Source organism: Kibdelosporangium banguiense, assembly GCF_017876405.1.
Taxonomy (GTDB): domain Bacteria; phylum Actinomycetota; class Actinomycetes; order Mycobacteriales; family Pseudonocardiaceae; genus Kibdelosporangium; species Kibdelosporangium banguiense.
In genome coordinates, this window is sequence record NZ_JAGINW010000001.1 from 6,637,843 (window position 1) to 6,657,179 (window position 19,337).

General features: G+C 65.6%; 16 protein-coding genes. 14 read left to right on the forward strand and 2 right to left on the reverse strand.

What is annotated here, in order from left to right; translation table 11 throughout:
• The 4 genes from JOF56_RS30945 (at window position 1) to JOF56_RS30960 (ending at window position 3,747) form a co-directional block, all read left to right on the forward strand.
• Entirely contained in the window at window positions 1-1,275 is a 1,275-nt protein-coding gene (locus JOF56_RS30945; RefSeq protein ID WP_245378464.1) for an RICIN domain-containing protein, read from the forward strand.
• Window positions 1,276-1,360: 85 nt separating this feature from the next.
• The gene (locus JOF56_RS30950) at window positions 1,361-1,768 is read left to right on the forward strand and encodes an HIT family protein (protein WP_209642996.1); all 408 of its coding nucleotides are present in this window, start codon (window positions 1,361-1,363) and stop codon (window positions 1,766-1,768) included.
• A 2-nt stretch (window positions 1,769-1,770) separates the two neighbouring features.
• On the forward strand, window positions 1,771-2,784 hold the full coding sequence (locus tag JOF56_RS30955) for a D-cysteine desulfhydrase family protein (RefSeq protein WP_209642997.1): 1,014 nt from the start codon (window positions 1,771-1,773) through the stop codon (window positions 2,782-2,784).
• Between the two features lie 66 nt (window positions 2,785-2,850).
• Window positions 2,851-3,747 carry a hypothetical protein gene (locus JOF56_RS30960; protein WP_209642998.1) on the forward strand — a complete coding sequence of 299 codons (897 nt, stop codon included), beginning with the start codon at window positions 2,851-2,853 and terminating at the stop codon, window positions 3,745-3,747.
• Window positions 3,748-4,614: 867 nt separating this feature from the next.
• On the opposite strand, the gene JOF56_RS30965 is transcribed toward JOF56_RS30960, so the two are convergent.
• Window positions 4,615-5,286, reverse strand: coding sequence for a TetR/AcrR family transcriptional regulator (locus JOF56_RS30965; RefSeq protein ID WP_209642999.1), 672 nt, complete (start codon window positions 5,284-5,286; stop codon window positions 4,615-4,617).
• Window positions 5,287-5,361: 75 nt separating this feature from the next.
• On the opposite strand from JOF56_RS30965, the gene JOF56_RS30970 reads away from it, so the two are divergent.
• From JOF56_RS30970 to JOF56_RS30985, 4 genes are all read left to right on the forward strand, one after another.
• Complete coding sequence (locus JOF56_RS30970; RefSeq protein WP_209643000.1) at window positions 5,362-5,724, forward strand: DoxX family protein; 363 nt, start codon at window positions 5,362-5,364, stop codon at window positions 5,722-5,724.
• A 156-nt stretch (window positions 5,725-5,880) separates the two neighbouring features.
• On the forward strand, window positions 5,881-7,425 hold the full coding sequence (locus JOF56_RS30975) for a DHA2 family efflux MFS transporter permease subunit (protein WP_307855334.1): 1,545 nt from the start codon (window positions 5,881-5,883) through the stop codon (window positions 7,423-7,425).
• A 101-nt stretch (window positions 7,426-7,526) separates the two neighbouring features.
• Window positions 7,527-8,084: a DUF3558 family protein gene (locus tag JOF56_RS30980; protein ID WP_209643001.1), complete on the forward strand. Its 558-nt coding sequence runs from the start codon at window positions 7,527-7,529 to the stop codon at window positions 8,082-8,084.
• Between the two features lie 42 nt (window positions 8,085-8,126).
• A complete protein-coding gene (locus JOF56_RS30985) occupies window positions 8,127-9,539 on the forward strand; it encodes a phospholipase D-like domain-containing protein (protein WP_209643002.1) in 1,413 nt (470 codons plus the stop codon).
• Window positions 9,540-9,568: 29 nt separating this feature from the next.
• Here the strand turns inward: JOF56_RS30985 and JOF56_RS30990 are convergent, their stop codons facing one another.
• Window positions 9,569-10,738, reverse strand: coding sequence for a DUF1015 family protein (locus JOF56_RS30990; RefSeq protein ID WP_209643003.1), 1,170 nt, complete (start codon window positions 10,736-10,738; stop codon window positions 9,569-9,571).
• A gap of 115 nt (window positions 10,739-10,853) precedes the next feature.
• Here JOF56_RS30990 and JOF56_RS30995 point away from each other — a divergent pair, with 115 nt between their 5' ends.
• The 6 genes from JOF56_RS30995 to JOF56_RS31020 all read left to right on the forward strand — a co-directional run bounded on the left by JOF56_RS30995 (window position 10,854) and on the right by JOF56_RS31020 (window position 19,289).
• Complete coding sequence (locus tag JOF56_RS30995; protein WP_209643004.1) at window positions 10,854-11,930, forward strand: DNA alkylation repair protein; 1,077 nt, start codon at window positions 10,854-10,856, stop codon at window positions 11,928-11,930.
• A gap of 122 nt (window positions 11,931-12,052) precedes the next feature.
• Window positions 12,053-13,870: an elongation factor G gene (locus JOF56_RS31000; RefSeq protein WP_209643005.1), complete on the forward strand. Its 1,818-nt coding sequence runs from the start codon at window positions 12,053-12,055 to the stop codon at window positions 13,868-13,870.
• A 45-nt stretch (window positions 13,871-13,915) separates the two neighbouring features.
• Window positions 13,916-14,641, forward strand: coding sequence for a GntR family transcriptional regulator (locus JOF56_RS31005; RefSeq protein WP_209643006.1), 726 nt, complete (start codon window positions 13,916-13,918; stop codon window positions 14,639-14,641).
• A 57-nt stretch (window positions 14,642-14,698) separates the two neighbouring features.
• Complete coding sequence (locus tag JOF56_RS31010) at window positions 14,699-16,153, forward strand: NCS1 family nucleobase:cation symporter-1 (protein WP_209643007.1); 1,455 nt, start codon at window positions 14,699-14,701, stop codon at window positions 16,151-16,153.
• Window positions 16,153-16,884 carry an aspartate/glutamate racemase family protein gene (locus JOF56_RS31015; RefSeq protein WP_209643008.1) on the forward strand — a complete coding sequence of 244 codons (732 nt, stop codon included), beginning with the start codon at window positions 16,153-16,155 and terminating at the stop codon, window positions 16,882-16,884. The genes JOF56_RS31010 and JOF56_RS31015 overlap by 1 nt, the downstream gene beginning before the upstream one ends.
• Before the next feature lie 1,214 nt (window positions 16,885-18,098).
• Window positions 18,099-19,289 carry an HNH endonuclease gene (locus tag JOF56_RS31020; RefSeq protein ID WP_209643009.1) on the forward strand — a complete coding sequence of 397 codons (1,191 nt, stop codon included), beginning with the start codon at window positions 18,099-18,101 and terminating at the stop codon, window positions 19,287-19,289.
• Window positions 19,290-19,337 lie beyond the last annotated feature (48 nt).

Sequence of the window (19,337 nt, forward strand, 5' to 3'; positions counted from 1 at the left end):
ATGTCCAAAAATGCGGGCAAGATGATGCGGGCGCTGGTGATATTAGGCCTGTTGCTGGGTGTCATTCTCGTGCCGGCGCCGAGAAACGCCGAGGCCGCGCCGCAGTTCAACGTGATAGCGTTCTACCACGGCACGTTCGACACCGGGCATATCGCGTTCGTGCGCGAGGCGAATCCCTGGTTCACCTCCGCGGCCGCGCAGAACAATTTCTCCTACACCGGGAGTACGAACTGGGATCTGCTCAACGATATCAGCCCATCGCGGTACCAGGTCGTGATGTTCCTGGACGACCTGCCGTCGAGTGCGTCGCAACGAGCCGGTTTCCAGCGGTATATGGAAAACGGCGGCGGGTTCTTCGGGTTCCACGTCTCGGCGTTCACCCAGAACGCGTCGGGCTGGCCGTGGTACCACAACACGTTCCTCGGCAGCGGCAATTTCCGGAACAACACCTGGGGCCCGACGACGGCCGTGCTGCAGACCGAGAATCGCACGCACCCGGCCACCAAGCGGTTGCCCGCCACGTTCACCTCGTCGGTCAGCGAGTGGTACAGCTGGAACAACGACCTGCGCACCAACCCCAGCATCAGCATCCTGGCCTCGGTGCACCCGTCGAGCTTCCCGCTGGGCACGGACCCGGCCCAGTCGTGGCGCAGCGGTTACTACCCGATCATGTGGACCAACAAGAACTTCAAGATGGTCTACGCCAACTTCGGCCACAACGCGGTCAACGGCAGCGGCCAGGGCACCTCGTCCACCTTCGCCAGCCCGAGCCAGAACGACTTCATCGTCGACACCCTGCTGTGGCTGGGCGGCGGCACCATCCCGCCGCCGGGCCCGATCCCGCCGAACCAGTGGTTCTCGGTGATCAACAAGGGCACCTCGAAGTGCGTCGACGCCCGGAGCGCGGCCACGGCCGACGGTACCGCGATCCAGCAGTACACCTGCAACGGCAGCAATGCCCAGCAGTATCAGTTCCAGTCCACGAGCGGTGGTTTCCTGCGAATCAACAATCGCAACAACCCGGCTCAGGTCATTGATGTCGCCAATGTTTCCGCGGCGGACAATGCCGTGCTGCAGCTGTGGGCTTACGGTGGCGGGAACAACCAGCAATGGCAGGCGGTCACCGAGGATGGCGGCTATTTTCGTTTTGTCAGCAGGCATAGCGCGAAATGCCTGACAGTGCCTGGTGGATCGACTGCCGACAGTGTTCAGCTGGTTCAGCTGGCCTGTAATGGAAGTGCGGCGCAGTCTTTCCGTCTCAACCAGTTGGGCTAGCGATTTCTCGTGAGTACTTCGCCGCGTCGCCGCTCGGCGAAGTACTCACGAGATCTCGGCCGGCGTCCCGCGCTAGAGTTCTCGCGTGGCCTGTTTGTTCTGTGAGATCCTCGCTGGCGGGAAACCCGCGTCCATCGTGACCACCGATCCGGCCGGAACGGCCTTTTTGGACATCAGGCCGGTGTTCAAGGGGCACACGCTGGTCGTGCCGCCCACGCACATCGAGACGCTCGCCGACCTGCCCGCCAGTGACCTCGCCGGGTTTTTCGGGTTCGTGCAGCGGATCGCGGTCGCGGTGCAGGAGGGGCTCGGCGCACAGGGCACGTTCGTCGCGATGAACAACGTCGTCAGCCAGAGCGTCCCGCACCTGCATGTGCACGTCGTCCCGCGGACCAAAGGCGACGGCCTGCGCGGCTTCTTCTGGCCGCGGACCAAGTACGCCTCCAGCGAGGAAGCGGAGTCGTACGCCGCCGACATCCGGGCAAAGATGTGACCATGCCGATCGACCTGAACGACCAGCCCCGCATCGCGCTCGGCCACTGGCCGACCCCGCTGGAGGACTGCCCGAGGCTGAGCGAAGCCCTGGGCGGGCCGCGGATCCTGGTCAAGCGCGACGACGTCAACGGACTCGGCGCGGGCGGCAACAAGCTGCGAAAACTGGAGTTCCTCCTGGGCGCCGCGCTCGCGGACGGCGCCGACACGATCATCACGTTCGGCGCCGTGCAGACCAACCACGGCAGGCAGACGGCCGCCGCGTGCGCCCGGCTCGGACTGCGGTGTGAGCTGGTGCTGACCAAGGCCGTGCCGATGTCCGGCGCCGCCTACGAGCAGTCCGGCAATATCCTGCTCGACGGGCTGTACGGCGCGAACGTGCACCTTTGTGCGGACGGTGACGAATCGGTCGCGGCGTACGAACGGATTGTCGAAACCGCCGCCGCCGAAGGCCGGAAAACCGCGACTTTGCCCGTCGGCGGATCCAACGCGGTCGGCGTGCTCGGATATGTCGCCGCGGTCGCCGAACTGCGCGCGCAACTGGGCGACCTGCATGTCGACCGGATTGTGGTGGCCGTCGGAAGTGCGGGCACCGCGGCCGGGCTCGCGGCCGGAATCAGCCTGTCGGACTGGCCCGTTCAGCTGAATGGCGCTTGCATCTCACACACAGTGGCGGAATCCGAAGCCGATATCCGCAGGCTTGTGGACGAGACCGGCGCCCTGCTGGGCACACCGATTGCGAATCTCGGCCATGTCCTGCTCGACGACAGCGCGGTCGGGCCAGGTTACGGCGTACCGACTCCGCAGATGTGGGACGCGCTGCGGCTGTTCGCGCGGACCGAGGGAATCACCCTCGATCCGGTCTATTCCGGTAAGGCTGCGGCATCCCTGGTCGAGGCTGTTGGCACGGGCGCGATAGGCGCTGACGAAACCATAGTGTTCGTGCATACCGGTGGCCTGCCCGGACTGTTCGCCTATGCTCCGGAATTGGTTCGTTTGAGCGAAATCCCCGAGTAGGTATCCCGTTGGGCCGCGTGGCACGGGAATATGGGTGCCGGGTGGGGCTGACGAAAGGCAGGTCCCATGGGGCACAGTGACCGTACCCGGCTGGCCTTGCTCGCCGGTGTGCTGACGACTATTGCCGTACTGACGCTGAGTGTGCTGGTGACCGGGCCGATCTGGCTCTGGATCGCGATCATGATCGGGGCTAACGGAATTGCTGTTCTGGTAAGCGTGCAGGTAGTCCACCGCCGGGAACAAGCGGAGTTACGCAAACAGATGCGCGAACAACGAACCAAACCCGCCGAACAGTCCACGTCCTGCTCATCATCCGAGTCGGCCGCCGCAGAGCCTGAAGCGCCCGCACACGTGCAGTACCCGGTCTCCGCCGTGCCACTGCCAAGCTCCGAAGTAGACTATCGCTTCCTGTTCTCCGGCACCATTTGCTGGCGGCAGACCAGTCCCACCGCGGCAGTCCCGCACGCCAGCCCCGGAGACCTGGCCGTGAACTGGATCCTCGGCCGCGCCCGGGAACTGACCCTGATGGAGAAGCCGGAAGACTACCGAGTAGTGCAACACCGGCTCGCCGTGGCCCTGGGAACCGCATTGGCCGAACCCTACGGCCAGGTCATAGCGTGGGCAGTCGACGTTTCCCTGGCGGTTTCCGACGAGGACGCCCGCCGCCTGGACCGATTGGCCGAACTCCGCAAACACGAACGAATGTGGGAACAGGAACGGCGGATGGAAATCAGCATGCGCCGATACCTCAGCGAGGACGTCCTCAAGGACACAGGCAGCGCAGTCGTCTGGTGGCTGGCCCGCCACACAGACCAGATAGAGGAAAGCGTCCAGATGATAGGCGCCCTGGCCCAACTGACCGCGGCCGCCAACAGCAAGGACATCCCCGCCCCCGAACTCCTGCGAGCCATCCAGGCCGCCGAACCCAACGGCAGACACATCGGCGGCAACCCAGCCGCCTAGCTCTTGAATCGCCGCAAGTCCGATCGCCCGTGTCCGCCCTGCTCCGGCAGCCCTCGTCCAGCCCTGCTCCGATCGCCCGTATCCAGTCCCAAGCCCGATGGCCGTATCCAGCCCCAACCGTACGAACGGCTCCAGTCGCAAATCCGGTTATCCACAGGCTGTCCCTTCCCCCTTGTTGATCATGCTCCCCTGATGGACTGGAGCAGGGACGCCCCCCGGTGGCGGGTGGGGGCATGTCTTTTTCTTTGGGGTAGGGGTTTTCGTTACGGTCGTGTGTGAGCTTTGGGTGGGTTTCTTTCGTCGCAAGGGTTTGCTTGGCGGGGATTCCTTTGTGGTGCGTGGTGATTGGTGAGTCTTCGGCTGGTGTTTTTGCTGTGGTTGTTTGCAAGACATGCCCTCGCCGGGCGGCAAACCTCCCTCGGATGAGGACGGAAGGGCGGTTCGCGTCCCCACCCTCGGTCGGCCTGCCCAAGGGTGACCACACGAGCCCAGAGCACCGCCGGCGCCCCACATCGCCAGGCTTTTCGCTGAGAGGTGGTTTTAGTTTGGGGTTGGGTTTCGTTGCGGGGCGCCGGGTTTGGGCTGGTCGCCGTTGTTTGCGGTGCCCTGGACTCGTGTGGTGAGGCTTCGCCCAGGCCGACCGAGGGTGAGGACACTCAGGACACACCTCTGGTGCGCTGACGCGCTTTTTCTTTGCTGGGGCTCGGTAACCGGGGCTGGGTTCGCGACCGGGGCGCTAACCGGGCCCGCCAGATCTCCAGCTTGGTAGCCGGGGCTCTTCGCGTCCGGGGCGCGGGCCGGGCTCGCTACACCTTCTGCTTGGGGCACTTGCTTGGCACGGCAGACCGGCTTCAGGCTGGGCGCTGTTCAGGGGTGGTGGTCGAGTTCGGGGGCGGGGGCCTTGCAGAGGAGGCCTTCGAGGACGAGGGTGGCCAGGGTTTCGGCTGCTTCTGGGTCTGTTGTGGGTTGGGGGGAGCAGTGGGAGAGGCGTTTTGTTATGGGGGATTGGGTGAGGGTGATGGCGGGGCCTGTGATGGCGAGGAACAGTAGGTGTGGGGGTGCTGGGCGCATTCGGCCTGCGGCCATCAGCCGGTGGAGGGTGGGTTCGAGGGCCGCCAGGAGTGGGCCGAGGTAGTTGGCGTAGAGGAAGTCGATGCGTTCGGATTCGCGGTTCGACTCGTCGGCCATCAGACGGTTTATCTCCGGGCTGCCGGCGGCTGAGCGGTAGAAGGCGCGCACGACCGCGGCCAGTCTGCAGCTGTCGTCCATTTCCGCGGCGACCAGTTCGTCGAGATCTGTTCTTGTCCGGGCCAGGGCGTGGGTCACTGTGGCTTGCCAGAAGGCCGCTTTGGAGCCGTAGCGGTCGTTGATGAAGTTGTGGCTTACGTCCAGTCTTTTCGCCAGTTCGCGGACTGAGGCTCCGTCGTAGCCGAGTTCGGCGAAGGCCTGCAGGCCGAGCCGCAGGATCACGTCCTCGTCGGGCACGGCCGGCTCGCCGGCCACGCGCCGGCCCGGGCGGCGTCGGGGACAGTTGCGCACACCCGACAGCGTACTGGGCTTGACGAGTGTCAGAATGACTCTATTCTGACACCTATCAGATAGCTGGGAGTGGCGATGAACGTGCTGTTGTGGATCGTGCAGGGCCTGCTGGCCGCGGCCTACCTGGCCGGTGGCGCGACCAAGGTGAGTCAGCCGCGGGAGAAACTCGCCAAGAACATGGCGTGGGTGGAGGATTTCTCGCCGGGTGCCGTCAAGGGTATCGGTGCCGTTGAGGTGCTCGGTGCGATTGGTTTGATCCTGCCTTGGGCTACGGGAATTGCCGAAGTGCTCACGCCGCTCGCCGCTGCCGGACTCGCTGTCGTGCAAATACTGGCCGGTGTCGTGCATGTTCGCCGCAAGGAGGGCAAGTTGTTGCCGGTCAACGGAGTTCTGTTCCTGCTGGCCGCGTTCGTCGCGATCGGACGCTTTGCCGGGTGAATGGGAACTGACCGTTCGGATATGTCCGTGAACACCCGGTAGTGTGATCGCGAACACTCTGGTTGATTCGGCGGAAGTATCGATAGGATTTGTCCGTCTTGCCCACTTACTTGGGGTTTTGTGGGCTGTTGAAACCATTCTTTGGGGGATTTCTCCGTGACTGACTCGACCCCGTCTGCCGGCAAGCTCGACGCGGGCCTGCTCAGAGTCGCCGCCGTGGTGATCATCGGCGCCGTGATGGCGATCCTGGACACCACGGTCGTCAACGTCGCCCTTCCGGTGCTCACCCTGGAGTTCCACACCTCGTTCGACACGATCCAGTGGATCGCCACCGGCTACATGCTGGCCCTGGCCACCGTCATCCCGGTGACCGGCTGGGCGTCCGACCGGTTCGGCACCAAACGGCTGTACATGATGGCCATCGTGCTGTTTCTGGCCGGCTCGGTGCTCGCGGGCATGGCCTGGAACATCGAATCGCTGATCATCTTCCGGGTGCTGCAGGGCCTCGGCGGCGGCATGCTGATGCCGGCCGGGATGACGATCCTGACCAAGGCGGCTGGTCCCGAGCGGGTCGGCCGCGTGATGTCGGTGCTGGGCGTGCCGATGCTGCTCGGCCCGATCGGCGGCCCGATCCTGGGCGGCTGGCTGGTCGACGAGGTCAGCTGGCGCTGGATCTTCTACATCAACGTGCCGATCGGTGTGGTCGCGCTGGTGCTGGCGTGGCGGCTGCTGCCGGCCGACGACCCGCAGCCGGCCGAGCGGTTCGACTTCCTGGGCATGCTGATGCTCTCGCCCGGCCTGGCCGCGCTGATCTTCGGCGTGTCCAAGATCCCGGGTGCGGGCGGGATCAGCGCCACCGACGTGTGGCTGCCCATCGTCGCGGGCGTCGTGCTGATCGCCGGCTTCATCGTGCGCGCGACCAAGATCGCCAACCCGCTGATCGACCTCAGCCTGTTCGGCAACCGTGAGTTCTCCATATCGGTGCTGGCCACGGCGTTCTTCGCGATGTCGTTCTTCGGCGCGATGCTGCTGTTCCCGGCGTACTTCTCGATGGTGCACGGCGAGCCGGCGCTGCAGTCGGGCCTGCTGCTGGCCCCGCAGGGGATCGGCGCGATGATCACCATGCCGATCGCGGGCATGCTGGCCGACAAGATCGGCGTACGCAAGGTCGTGCTGCCCGGTCTGGCGCTGATCATCGCAGGCATGCTGGTGTTCACGCAGGTCGAGGCGGACACGCCGTACTGGCAGCTGCTCGGTGCGCTGGGCGTGCTCGGCCTGGGCATGGGCGCGACGATGATGCCGATCATGTCGGCCGCGCTGCGGACGCTGACCAACCGGACTGTCGCCCGCGCGACGACGTCGATGAACATCGTCCAGCAGACGGCGGGTGCGATCGGCGGCGCGATCATGTCGATCATCCTGGCCGGGCTGCTGGCCGGTCAGTTCGGCGTGCCGACCGCGCAGGGCCAGGTCGCGGCCAGTGCGGCGCTGATGAACCCGCAGACGCACAACCAGGCCGCCGTGCTGGTCGCGGACTCGTTCGCGTCGACGTTCCTCTGGGCGCTGATCCTTGTCGCCGTGTGTGTCGTGCCCGCTTTGTTCTTGCCTGGCGCCCGCCAGCAGGTATCGTCTGCCCCGTCGGGGGACGGCGATCAAGAAGACGAGAACAAGGACGCCAAACCGGTCATGCTCGGACACTGACGTCCGCAACGCATGCTCAGGCCGGATATTCGCTGCCCCGAGCACGTGGCCTGTGATATCTCCGGACTGGCGGAGGTGTCCGACCAGAGGGAGTGCCTGGGATGTCGCGGATCGGGCTCGGCCTGGTGGCTTGCCTTGTCGTGCTGAGCGCGTGCGGGAAACCGCAGACCATCAGCATGTCGAGCCCACCGCCGAGCCCGAGCCGGCTGGCCCCGGAAATAGCCCTGCCGGTGGAAATCGCCCAGTACGTGCAGGTACCGTGCACGATGCTCAAGCCGGGCCAGGCGGTGACCAAGGAGCTGTCCGAGGGCTTCAACGACGGTCCCAAGTGCACGTGGAGCGCGAAGACCCCGCAGCAGCCGGAGCTGACCGCGACCGTCGATCTCACGTCGGGCGGGCTGGAAGGCCTGTACCGTAAGCGTTCCCGGTTGCCATATTTCGAGCCGACGGATGTCCAGGGTTACCCGGCCGTCCGGTACGACCCGGAGCGCACCGTGCCTGACCAAGGCCGGTGCACGGTCAGTGTCGGCCTGTCGGAGACCGCGCTGCTGACGGTCACCTCACGGATCGCCGACCCCAAGACGTTGAACTATCCGGTGCCCTGCCCTGACGCGGATCTGCTCGCCGGCGCGATCGTCACGGACATAACCAGGGGCTGAGTGCCTGTTTGAGGATCGCCCATTCCGGCAACCATGTCTGATATGGGCTTACTCGACCGGATCGACGACTGGCTCGGCGACGGGCTGGAACGGCTGCTGTGCTCCCACCACGCCCACCGGCTGCGAAAACTCGGGTGGGGCGAGGTCCTGGACGAGCCGGCACATGGCTGGTTCTCGCCACATGCCCCGATCCGCCACGGCTGCCGCCTGGAAGTCCTGATCGACGGTGAGCAGGCGCTGCCGGCGATGGTGGCGGCCATCCAGGGCGCCCGTTCGCACGTCTACATCGCCGGCTGGCATTCCAGTCCCGACTTCAAACCGACCCGGGAACCCGGCGCGCAGCCGTTGCGGGACCTGCTCGCGGAGGTCTCACAGCGGGTACCGGTCCGGGTGCTGTTGTGGGCCGGGCCGCCTGTGCCCGCATTCCAGCCGACGCGGGCACGGGCGCGTAAGGCGTGCGAGGAGTTCATGCGCGACAGCCAGGTCCGGTGCGTGCTCGACTCCCGCGAACGAACCCTGCACTGCCATCACGAAAAGCTCGTCATCGTGGACGACGAGGTCGCATTCGTGGGCGGGATGGACTTCACCGCGATGGAGGGCGACCGGCATGACAGCCCGCAACATCCCGCTGATCGGCCCATAGGATGGCATGATCTGACGACGAAAGCCCATGGCCCGGTCGTCGCCGACGTCACCCGGCACTTCGTACGGCGCTGGCGCGAAGTGGCAGGCGAGGATCTGCCGAAGGTCAAGACGCCTGGCCCGGCCGGTGACCACACTGTCCAATTCGTACGGACGGTGCCGGAGCGGACCTATGAGTTCGCGCCGTCCGGTGAGTTCACCGTCCTGGACACGTACATGCGTGCGTTGAGATCGGCCGAGCGCCTGGTGTACCTGGAGAACCAGTTCCTCTGGTCGCCCGAGATCACCGAGGTGCTGATCGGCAAACTGCGTGAGCCTCCTGATGATCGTTTCAGGCTTGTGCTTGTGTTGCCGCGTAAGCCGAGCAACGGTGCCGATACGACTCGTGGGCAGCTCGGCAGGCTGGTCGACGCCGATGACGGCGCTGGTCGGCTGCTCGCTGTCACGCTTACCTCGCATGACGGCGACAACGCGGTTCCAGTGTATGTGCATGCCAAGCTTGGCATCGTGGACGACAAATGGATGACCATCGGCTCCGCGAACCTCAACGAGCATTCCCTGTTCAACGACACCGAGGCCAATCTCGTCGTCACGGATGCCGCGTTGATCAAGCAGACCAGGCTCCGGCTCTGGGCCGAACACCTGCAGCGCTCAGTATCCGAAGTGGACGATGAGCCCGACAAGGTGATCGACCAGCTCTGGCGTCCACTCGCCGAAGGCGCACAACCTCACCGGATAGCGTTGCTGCCAGGCGTGTCCCGGCGGGCGGAACGGCTGGAAGGCCCGTTGCGCGGCTTGCTGGTGGACGGCTAGGCCAGGGAATCCTTGTGCTCAGGCCGTGCTCACCGGGGCCTGCGAATATCGGCAAGTAAAAGGCCACTGCGCGGTTTGGGCGTGAAATAGGTGGCTTTTCTCGGCATTCTTTCGCCCGCGCCATGCACCGCGAGGACGTCGGCCAGCGGCACCGGAGCGATCAACAGCACCGCGTCGGCGTCGGGCCGTGGCGTCCGTACACCAGGCAACGGTCGTACGTGGGGACCGGCCGGATCGAGGCCAAGCGCGCCTTCGATCATGAGCTGCTCCACGAGCCGGTGATCGATGTCGCGGCCGGATCGGGGCAGCCGCACGCGCAAAGCCTTGTCCCCGGCCAGGACGACGACTGTGCCGGGGACCGCAGGCGGTGTCCGGTCCTGCGCCGGGGCGACCTCGAGGCCGGCCTGCTGCCAGCGCTGGGCCAGGTCGTCGATGGTCAGCCCGGTGCCGGTGAGCACGCGGTTGATCGGGCCGATGCGCAGTTGCGGGCCGCCGGTGATCAGCGCGAGCAACGAACCACGGCCGGCCAGCCCGGCGGCGGCCACCCGGTGGTTGCCGTCGGCGACCAGCAGGGACTGGCCGCAGGCCGCGGCCAGGACGGCTTTCTGCACCTCGCCCCTGCCCACCAGCCACATCCGGTTACGGTGGCCGTCGCCGGTCATGGAAATGGTCGGTTCACCCAGTTCGGCGACGGCCTGCAGCAGCAGTTCGGTGAACAGATCACCACCCGTTGCCGGCACCAGCATCGCCGCACTCGTCGCGCAGCCGAGGCCACTGAGCATGGCCGCCCGCTCGGCCACCACATCCGGGTAGACCTCTTCGGTGTGGCGCACGAACGTCAGGCCTTCGGCGTTGACAGCCGCGGGATCGACGATGCACAACACGCCCAGCGCGGACCCTTCCGGGCCGTCGCCCCAGGACAACGCGACGACATCGTTGACCGGCCGATAGTGCCTGGCGCGCAACTCGTTCAGCGCAGTCCGGCCGATCGGCAGCGCCTCGGGCAACGACAGGTTGCGCGCGAGGGCCACGGGTGTCCGATGTGGATGCTGAGCCGCGAGCAACGTCGCCTCGGCCGCACCGGGCCGGGCCAGGGCCGCGGTGATCTGGTCGGGTTCGGCGAACTCGTCGACATCAGGGCCGGGGACGGTGTCCCGCACGACCCATCCAGTCCTGATCCGGCCGACCCAGCTCTTCATCGTCCGGCCAGATTACTCGCCGAGTGGGCACCATCCGCGCAACTACGCACGCGACGCGACCGGTTTTGTCAGACCCCTGAGGTACTACTTCTCGCATGAAGCTTGGAGGTTGTTGATGCCGTTCGCCGACGAGATGCTCAGTACCGAGATCCCTGCCGCACTGGCGAAATGCCTGGCCGGGCCCGGCCGCAGGTTCGCGAAGGTCAAGGCCCTGGACCTGGCCGGGCTGAGCCTGCGCGAGCGGGTGGATCTGGTGCGGGAGGCGCTGCTGGCCGAGGTCACGGGTTATCCCGAGCTCGACCAGTTGATCCGGGAGGGCCTGGCGAAGCCGGAGTTCACCGGCTGGATGATCTGGCCGGTGACCGAGGCTGTGTCGGTATCCGCGGTGGCCGATGGCAGCGCGAAGGCGTTCCGCTCGGCAATGGCGCTGCTGGCCGAGCTCACCAAGCGGCTCACGGCCGAGTTCGGGATCCGCGCGTTGCTCGAGGCCGACCTGGAGAATGCGTTGCCGATCGTGCTCAAGTGGACAAAGAACCCGGATGAGCACGTCCGGCGGCTGGCGTCGGAAGGCACCCGGCCGTTTCTGCCGTGGGCCAAGCGTGTCCAGGCGATCGTGGCGCGGCCGGAGTCGACCGTCGCCATTCTCGACGCGCTCCACCAAGACGAATCGGCCTATGTCCGGCGTTCGGTGGCCAATCACCTCAATGACATCAGCAAGGCCGACCCGGACCTCGCGGTACGGATCGCCACCCGGTGGTCGGCCGATCCGGCAACCAGGCAGTTGGTCCGGCACGGCCTGCGCACGCTGGTCAAGAAGGGCCACCCGGGTGCCCTGGCCCTGCTGGGATTCGCCCCACCGGCCGGGATCAGGCTCGCCGGCCCGCGGTTGGGTGTGGACGTCGTGCGAATCGGTGGCGAATTGTCCTTTTCGCTGACTGTGCACAACGAGGGCGCCGGCCCGGCGAATCTCGTGATCGACTATGTGATGCACCACCGTAAGGCCAACGGTTCGCAGACCCCGAAGGTGTTCAAGCTCGTCACGAGGGAACTGGCCGCGGGACAGCAGGTCACCATCGACCGCAACCACTCGTTCCGCCTGATCACCACCCGCGTCTACCACCCTGGCACCCACGCGCTGGAGATCCAGATCAACGGCGAGTCGTTCGGCCGTGCCGAGTTCGAGCTGACATGAAAATCGGATGCCACGCGCGGCGAGGGTTGTTACCGTGACGGCTTCCCGCCTACCAGGAGGTCCCATGCGCCGAGTGTCGACAGGCCCCATCCACTGTCGCCCGCTCGTATGCAAGGACCTGGATGCGCAAGCTCAATCTCGGCATTGTCGCGCACGTCGACGCCGGTAAGACCAGCCTCACCGAACGCCTGCTCTTCGACGCCGGAGCCATCGACCGGCTCGGCTCGGTCGACGACGGCAGTACCCAGACCGACGGCATGGATCTGGAACGCCGCCGTGGCATCACCATTCGTTCGGCCGTGGCCGCGTTCACCACGGCCGGCCACGAGATACACCTGATCGACACGCCTGGCCACGCCGATTTCGTGGCCGAAGTCGAACGCGCCCTCGGCGTGCTCGACGGCGCGGTGCTCGTACTGTCGGCTGTGGAGGGTGTGCAGGCGCACACCCGGGTGCTCATGCGGACCCTGAAATCCCTTGCCGTGCCGACGATCCTGTTCGTCAACAAGATCGACCGGCGCGGCGCCCGGGACACCGGGCTGATGGCCGACATCCGTCGCCTGCTCAGCCCGCACGCTGTCGCCTTGACCTGGCCGTCGGACATCGGCACTCGCGAGGCGTCCGTGGCCGATGCCAAGCCGGATCTGGCGGAGGTGCTGGCCGAACACAGCGACGAGGTCTTGGAGTCCTATCTGGACGGAGTCGGCCAGGGCCTGCTGACTGCCGAGCTTGTCCGTCAGACCGGCCAGGCCTTGGTACACCCGGTGTTCTTCGGCTCGGCCATCACCGGCGCGGGGATCGACGCGTTGCGACGAGGCATTGTGGACCTTTTGCCTGCCACCGATCCGGACGACCCGAAGCGGGCAGAACCGTTGGACGGCACCGTATTCGCCGTCGAACGAGACCGGACAGGGCGCAGATATGCGGTCGCGAGGCTGTTCTCGGGCTCGTTGGCCGCCCGCGAGCCGATCACCTCGGGCACCCACGAAGGCCGGGCCACCAGCGTCCTCGACGTCCACGGCCGGGAAACCCGGGTCAAAGCGGGAGGAATCGCGCGTATCGGCGGCGTGCCTGCGTTGAAGGTGGGCGACCGGCTCGGTTCCGCCGCTAACCCGCCGATCCCGGCCCGGTTCCGGCCGCCCACCCTGGAAACCGTGGTCACATCCGAGTCCCCGGCGCTGTTCGACGGCCTGACCCAGCTCGCCGACCAGGACCCGTTGATCAACGTCCGCCGGGGACCGGACCCCGGCAGTCTCATCGTCTCGCTGTACGGCGAGGTGCAACGTGAAGTGATCGCGGCTCGTCTCGCCGAGGAATTCGGTGTGCCTACGGAGTTCTCGGCGCCTCGCGTGGTCTGCGTGGAGCGTGTTTGCGAATCCGGCGCTGCCGTCACTCGTATGGGCGAAACCCTGTTCGTCGCGACGATCGGTCTGCGGGTCGAGCCTGGTCCGCCGGATTCGGGCGTGCGGTTCGAGCTGGAGGCGGAGCGAGGGTCATTGCCTGCCGCGTTCCTCACGGCGATCGAGGACACTGTGCACCTGACGCTGCGTGACGGGTTGCACGGGTGGCAGGTCGTGGACTGTGTTGTCACGTTGACCCACACCGGCTACTCCAGCCCGGTCAGCGTCGCCGCGGACTTCAGGAACCTCACCCCGCTGGTCCTGGCGGACGCGTTGGGCAAGGCAGGCACGACGGTGTGCGAACCGTGGGACCGGGTGGAGCTGGACATACCTGATGAATCGGTCAGCCCGGTGCTGTCTTTGCTGGTCCAGTGCGATGCGGTGCCGGACATGCCCGTAATTCGCGGCGGTTCCGCGATGATCGAGGGCGTTGTCCCGTCCGCGCGGCTGCGGGAGGTCGAGCGCGCACTGCCGGGTTTGACTGGCGGTTACGGCGTCCTGGTGGCTAGGTTCGCCGGTTACCGGGAAACGCGGTCGTAACGACCGGACCGTAGCCTCCCGGAAACGTCCGCCGAGGGAGCCGGGATGCCAAGAAACCGATCGGTGCTGATCGCGCGGCTGGTCAGTGCGCAGCCCGGCAGCTCGCAGGCGGCCATCCTGGCCGAGCTGCGCCGCTGCCTGCTGGACGGCGGCGTGCCGCCGGGGTCGGCGATCCCGCTGGACGAGGTGGCCGCGGTGTTCGGGGTCAGCCGGATCCCGGTCCGCGAGTCGCTCAAGACGCTGATCGGGGAAGGGCTGGTCGAGCACCGCCCCAACCTCGGATACACGGTCGCGAAGCTGACCGCTGCCGAACTGCACGAGATGTACCTCGTGCGCGGTGTGCTGGAGACAGCCGCACTGACGGCAGCGGTCACCACCGCCGGACCGGTGGACGACAACAGCGCTCGCGAGGCGTACGCGGCCCTGCAGCAGGCGGTGATCGACAGGGACGGGCGGGCATATCACCGCGAGAGCCGCAGTTTCCACATGGCGCTGGTGCAGCCGTGCGGGATGCGGCGTTTGCTCGGCATGTTCGAGTCCGCCTGGAACATCACCGAGCCGACCCAGCCGATGACGCACGTCCCCGAAGCCGACCGGGAAGTCCTGCACCGCGACCACGACAAGATGCTGGCCGCGTTCATCGCCAGGGACAGCGTGGCCTTACTCGATGTGGCTCGTGAGCATCATGAGCGGCTACGGGCATCGCTGCTCACCGTGCCCCAGCACACCGGACTGTTCGCCGAGCCCGGGGAAGATATACGATTCCGTTGACAGTGGCGTAACAAACCGCTCCTAGGTTGACTGGAACCTCAGTTTAGGAGCGCCGCCATGACTGATCTCGCTGTAGCGGTGGACAAACCGGCATACGACCCCAAGCTTACCAACGACGATCTTGCGCCGTTGGCGAAGCAGACGTGGGGCTCGTACAACATCTTCGCGTTCTGGATGTCCGATGTGCACAGTGTCGGCGGGTACGTCACCGCGGGCAGCCTGTTCATGCTCGGACTGAGCAGCTGGCAAGTGCTGGTGGCGTTGCTCGTGGGCATCAGCATCGTCTACGCGTTCTGCAACCTGGTCGCCAAACCGAGCCAGATCACGGGCGTGCCGTACCCGGTGATCTGCCGCAGCGTGTTCGGGGTGCTCGGCGCCAACATCCCGGCGATCATCCGTGGGCTGATCGCGGTGGCGTGGTACGGAATCCAGACCTATCTGGCGTCCGCCGCGCTGAATGTCGTGCTGCTCAAGCTTTTCCCGGGCCTGATGCCGTACGCGGACGTCAGCCGGTACGGCTTCCTCGGGTTGTCGCTGCTCGGCTGGTTCTCTTTCGCGGTGCTGTGGGTGTTGCAGGCGTTGGTGTTCTGGACCGGGATGGAGACCATCCGCCGGTTCATCGACTTCTGCGGGCCCGCGGTGTACGTGGTGATGTTCCTGCTGGCCGGCTACCTGATCTCCAAGGCAGGCTGGGGCGCCATCGACCTGAGTCTCGGCGACGTCAAGTTCACCGGCTGGGACGCCCTGCCGGTGATGCTCGGCGCGATCGCGCTCGTGGTCTCGTACTTCTCCGGCCCGATGCTCAACTTCGGCGACTTCTCCCGCTACGGCAAGTCCTTCGCGGCGGTCAGACGCGGCAACCTGCTGGGCCTGCCGCTGAACTTCCTGGTGTTCTCCATCCTGGTTGTGGTCACCGCGTCGCTGACGATCCCGGTCTTCGGCGAACTGATCACCGACCCGGTGGCCACCGTGGCCAGGATCGACAGCACATTCGCGATCGTGCTGGGCGCGTTGACGTTCAGCGTGGCCACCATCGGCATCAACATCGTCGCCAACTTCATCTCGCCGGCGTTCGACTTCTCCAACGTCAGTCCACAACGGATCAGCTGGCGGGCAGGCGGCATGATCGCGGCGGTCGGCTCGGTGCTGATCACGCCCTGGAACCTGTACAACAGCCCGGATGTCATCCACTACACCCTGGAGACGCTGGGTGCCTTCATCGGCCCGCTGTTCGGCGTCCTGATCGCCGGGTACTACCTGATCGCGCGTCAGAAGGTCGATGTGGACGCTCTCTTTACGCTGTCTTCGACCGGAAAGTACTGGTATCGCAACGGATACAACCCGCGAGCGATCATCGCGACGGCTGTTGGTGCTGCGGTGGCGATGGTGCCGGTGTTGTGGACCGACGGGCCGGGAATGAAGACCACTGCGCAGTACACTTGGTTCATCGGGATGGTGCTGGGTTTTGTGGTCTTCGCTCTGATCTCTCCGCGCTCTTCGAAAGTTGCCTGATGCTGATCAAAGTGATCAACGCGAATACAAGCCCGGCGATGACTGCCACGATCGGTCGCTCAGCTGAGTCGATCGTGGCACCGGGAGTCGAAGTCTCCGCGGTCAGCCCGGCGATGGGGCCTGAGTCGATCGAAAGCCACTACGACGAAGCCCTCGCCGTGCCTGGCGTCCTGGCTGAAATCGCGGCGGGGGAGCAGGAGGGCGCCGACGGCTACGTGATCGCCTGCTTCGGCGATCCAGGCCTCGACGCCGCCCGTGAAATAGCCCACGGCCCAGTGGTCGGCATCGCCGAGGCCGCCATGCGCACAGCAACCCACCTCGGCCGCGGCTTCAGCGTCGTCACAACATTGGACCGCAGCCGCGGCCGAACCTGGGACTTGGCCGACCGTTACGGCGTCAGCAGGTTCTGCTTGGGCGTGCACGCCACCGACATCGCCGTGCTGGAACTGGACTCCGACCCGGACGCCCTGAAGAAGGTCATCTCCGCGAGCCGGGCGGCCGCTGAGGCGGACGGCTCGGATGCGATCGTTCTGGGGTGTGCGGGCATGTCCGCGTTCTGCCCGGTGATCGCTTCGGAGATCGGTTTGCCTGTGGTGGACGGTGTTCAGGCCGCTGTCCTACTTGTACAGTCCTTGGTCCAGATGGGACTACAGACTGGATCCATGGGTGAGTTCGCGCCGCCTTTGCCCAAGACGTACACAGGATTGTTGCGCGACTTCGAACGCCGGTAAGTCACCGTCTCCTACGGTCAGCCGTTGTCTCCCGACCCGCCCCCGCAGGCAGGTCGCTTGGTACCGGCGCGCGGATTGCCCTCAGGCCCTCGTTAGGCCACCGGAGTGAATCCCGTGCGAACGGCCCATTCGCGCGGGTTCACCTCTTGAAAACCCCTCCTGATCTTGCTCCCCCGGTAGGCTGGAGCAGGGACGCCCCCGGGGATGGGTGGGGGCATGTCTTTTTCTTATGAGGGGGCCGCTTGGGTTTGGTTTTGGCTGTTCAGGTTGGGGTTCTTTGCGTTTACTCCGTGGGAGTGCGGTGCTTTTTCTGGTGGGTTTTTTGCCCTGGCCAGGCGGGCAAACCTCCCTCAGATGAGGACGGTAAAGCGGTTCGCGTGCCCGCCCTCGGTCGGCCTGCCCCAGGGTAACCACACAAGCCCAGGGCACCGCAGGCTGTCGTTCGCCGGCGTCTCTCTGTGTTGATGCATGTTGCTGAGGGGTGGTTGTGGTGTGGGTCGGGTTTTTGTTGCGGGGTGCCGGGCTTGGGTTGGGCGCCGTTGTTCTGCGGTGCCCTGGACTTGTGTGATCAGGCTTCGCCCAGGCCGACCGAGGGTGAGGACACTCAGGGGCGATTTCCGGTGCGCTGACGCGCTTTGGGGCTTCTTCGGGCGCTGACCGGGGCTGGGGCGCGTTCGTGGGCGCTGACCGGGCCCGCCAGGCCGTCGGCTTGAAACTGGTCTCGCTTCCGGTGTGTGGGCTGATCGGACTCTCAGACGTCAGTGCCGGACCCATGTCCGTCTACCAAGGCGAAGATATCCCTTGTCTCTCAAGCAAGTGAGCGACGTGCCGGGGGCTGCTGCCCCCTATGAAAGAAGGACAGCCCTCACCCGTCCCCGGGGGCGTCCCTGGTCCAGTCTATCGGGAAAGGGGGCTGGGCGGGGGTTTTCGAGGGGCGAACCCGTGCGAATGGGCCGTTCGTTCGGGGTTCACTCGGGTGGTCTAGTGGGGCAGTGGGGCTCGGATGCGAGATGCGGTCCGACGGTGGCGCTTGTTCGACGGGGGTGCGTGGTGGTTCGTGTCGTGAGTGATGGACGGTGACTTCGTCGTGCGTACGGGGCGCCATAGGGTTTGTTGAATATTGGAGGTGGGGATTGTTGGCAAGGGTTTTGCTCGAAGGTGTAAACATATTGTGGTGTAAGGACTTTTGCCTTGGGTGGGCGTAGGATGGAGGCGTGGGGGAAAGTGTCGATTCATTGTGGCAGACCAGTGATGAGGAGCTGGTCGCCGATCTTGTCGCGCTGGAGGAGCGGATGCGGCGGGATTATTCGACGATGCTTGACCTTCTGTCCGAGTTGGACAGTCGTGGGGTTGCCGGCAGGCTGGGGTATTCGAACTCGGCGGCTTTGCTGGTGCATACGTTGCGGATCTCGCGCTCTGAGGCTCGTCAACGGCTCACACAGGCCGAGCAGCTGCACGAGGTGACCACTCCGACAGGGTCGATGGTTGAGGCGGCGATGCCCTTGACGGCGGCTGAGCTTGGGCGCGGGGTGATCGGGGCTGGGCATGTCGAAGTGATTCAGAAGGCGTTGCACAGTATGCGGCACCTCGAGCCGGAGCAGCTCGTGCAGGCGGAGGAACTTCTTGTTGCTCAGGCCGCGCATGATGATCCTGGGGCGTTGGCGAGGTATGCCAACCGGTGTGTTCGGGAGATCGTCGATCCTGACGGGCCGCCACCACCCGACGATGAGCCGCAGCGGCCAGAGCGGGAGTTGCGGCGGCACACGTTCCGGGATGGGCGGATGGAGTTCAAGGGACGCCTGGACGCTGAGACGGCCGCGCTCCTGGAGGCATTGCTGGCGCCGTTTGAGAAACCGGAGAGCGATGACCTGCGTGGGTATGCTGAGCGGGGCGGGGATGCGTTTGCGGATGTGCTGCAGAAGGCCGCGAACTGCCCGGACCTGCCCACCCACAATGGCCTGAAGACCGAAGTGGCATTCACGATCTCGCTGGACACGCTGGAGCGGGCGCTGGGAGAGACGATCCTGCCGGACAACCTCAGCGTGAGTGATGCCCGGCGCATCGCATGCGATTCACATGTGTTGCCTGCGGTGATGGGTGGCGCGTCGCAGCCGCTTGATGTCGCGGTTCCTGCTTACGTGGTGCCTGCTCATATTCGGCGGGGGCTGGTGTTGCGGGATCGCGGCTGTGCCTTCCCGAGTTGTGACAGGCTCGCGAGTGTGTGTCATGCACACCACATCCAGTCGTGGCTCCGGGGTGGGCCGACGCAGTTGAGCAATCTGGTGTTGCTGTGTGGCTTATGCCGACGTTGGCATAAGCCACATTATGCCGACGTTGTGGATATGCCGATGTCGGTTGCGAAGCTACAGGTGGACGAGGTGTTAGGGGTCGTGAGGTCGGCATAATCCTGACTGGTCAGTGATGCTGGACTCTCCAATGTGTGGAGAGGAAAG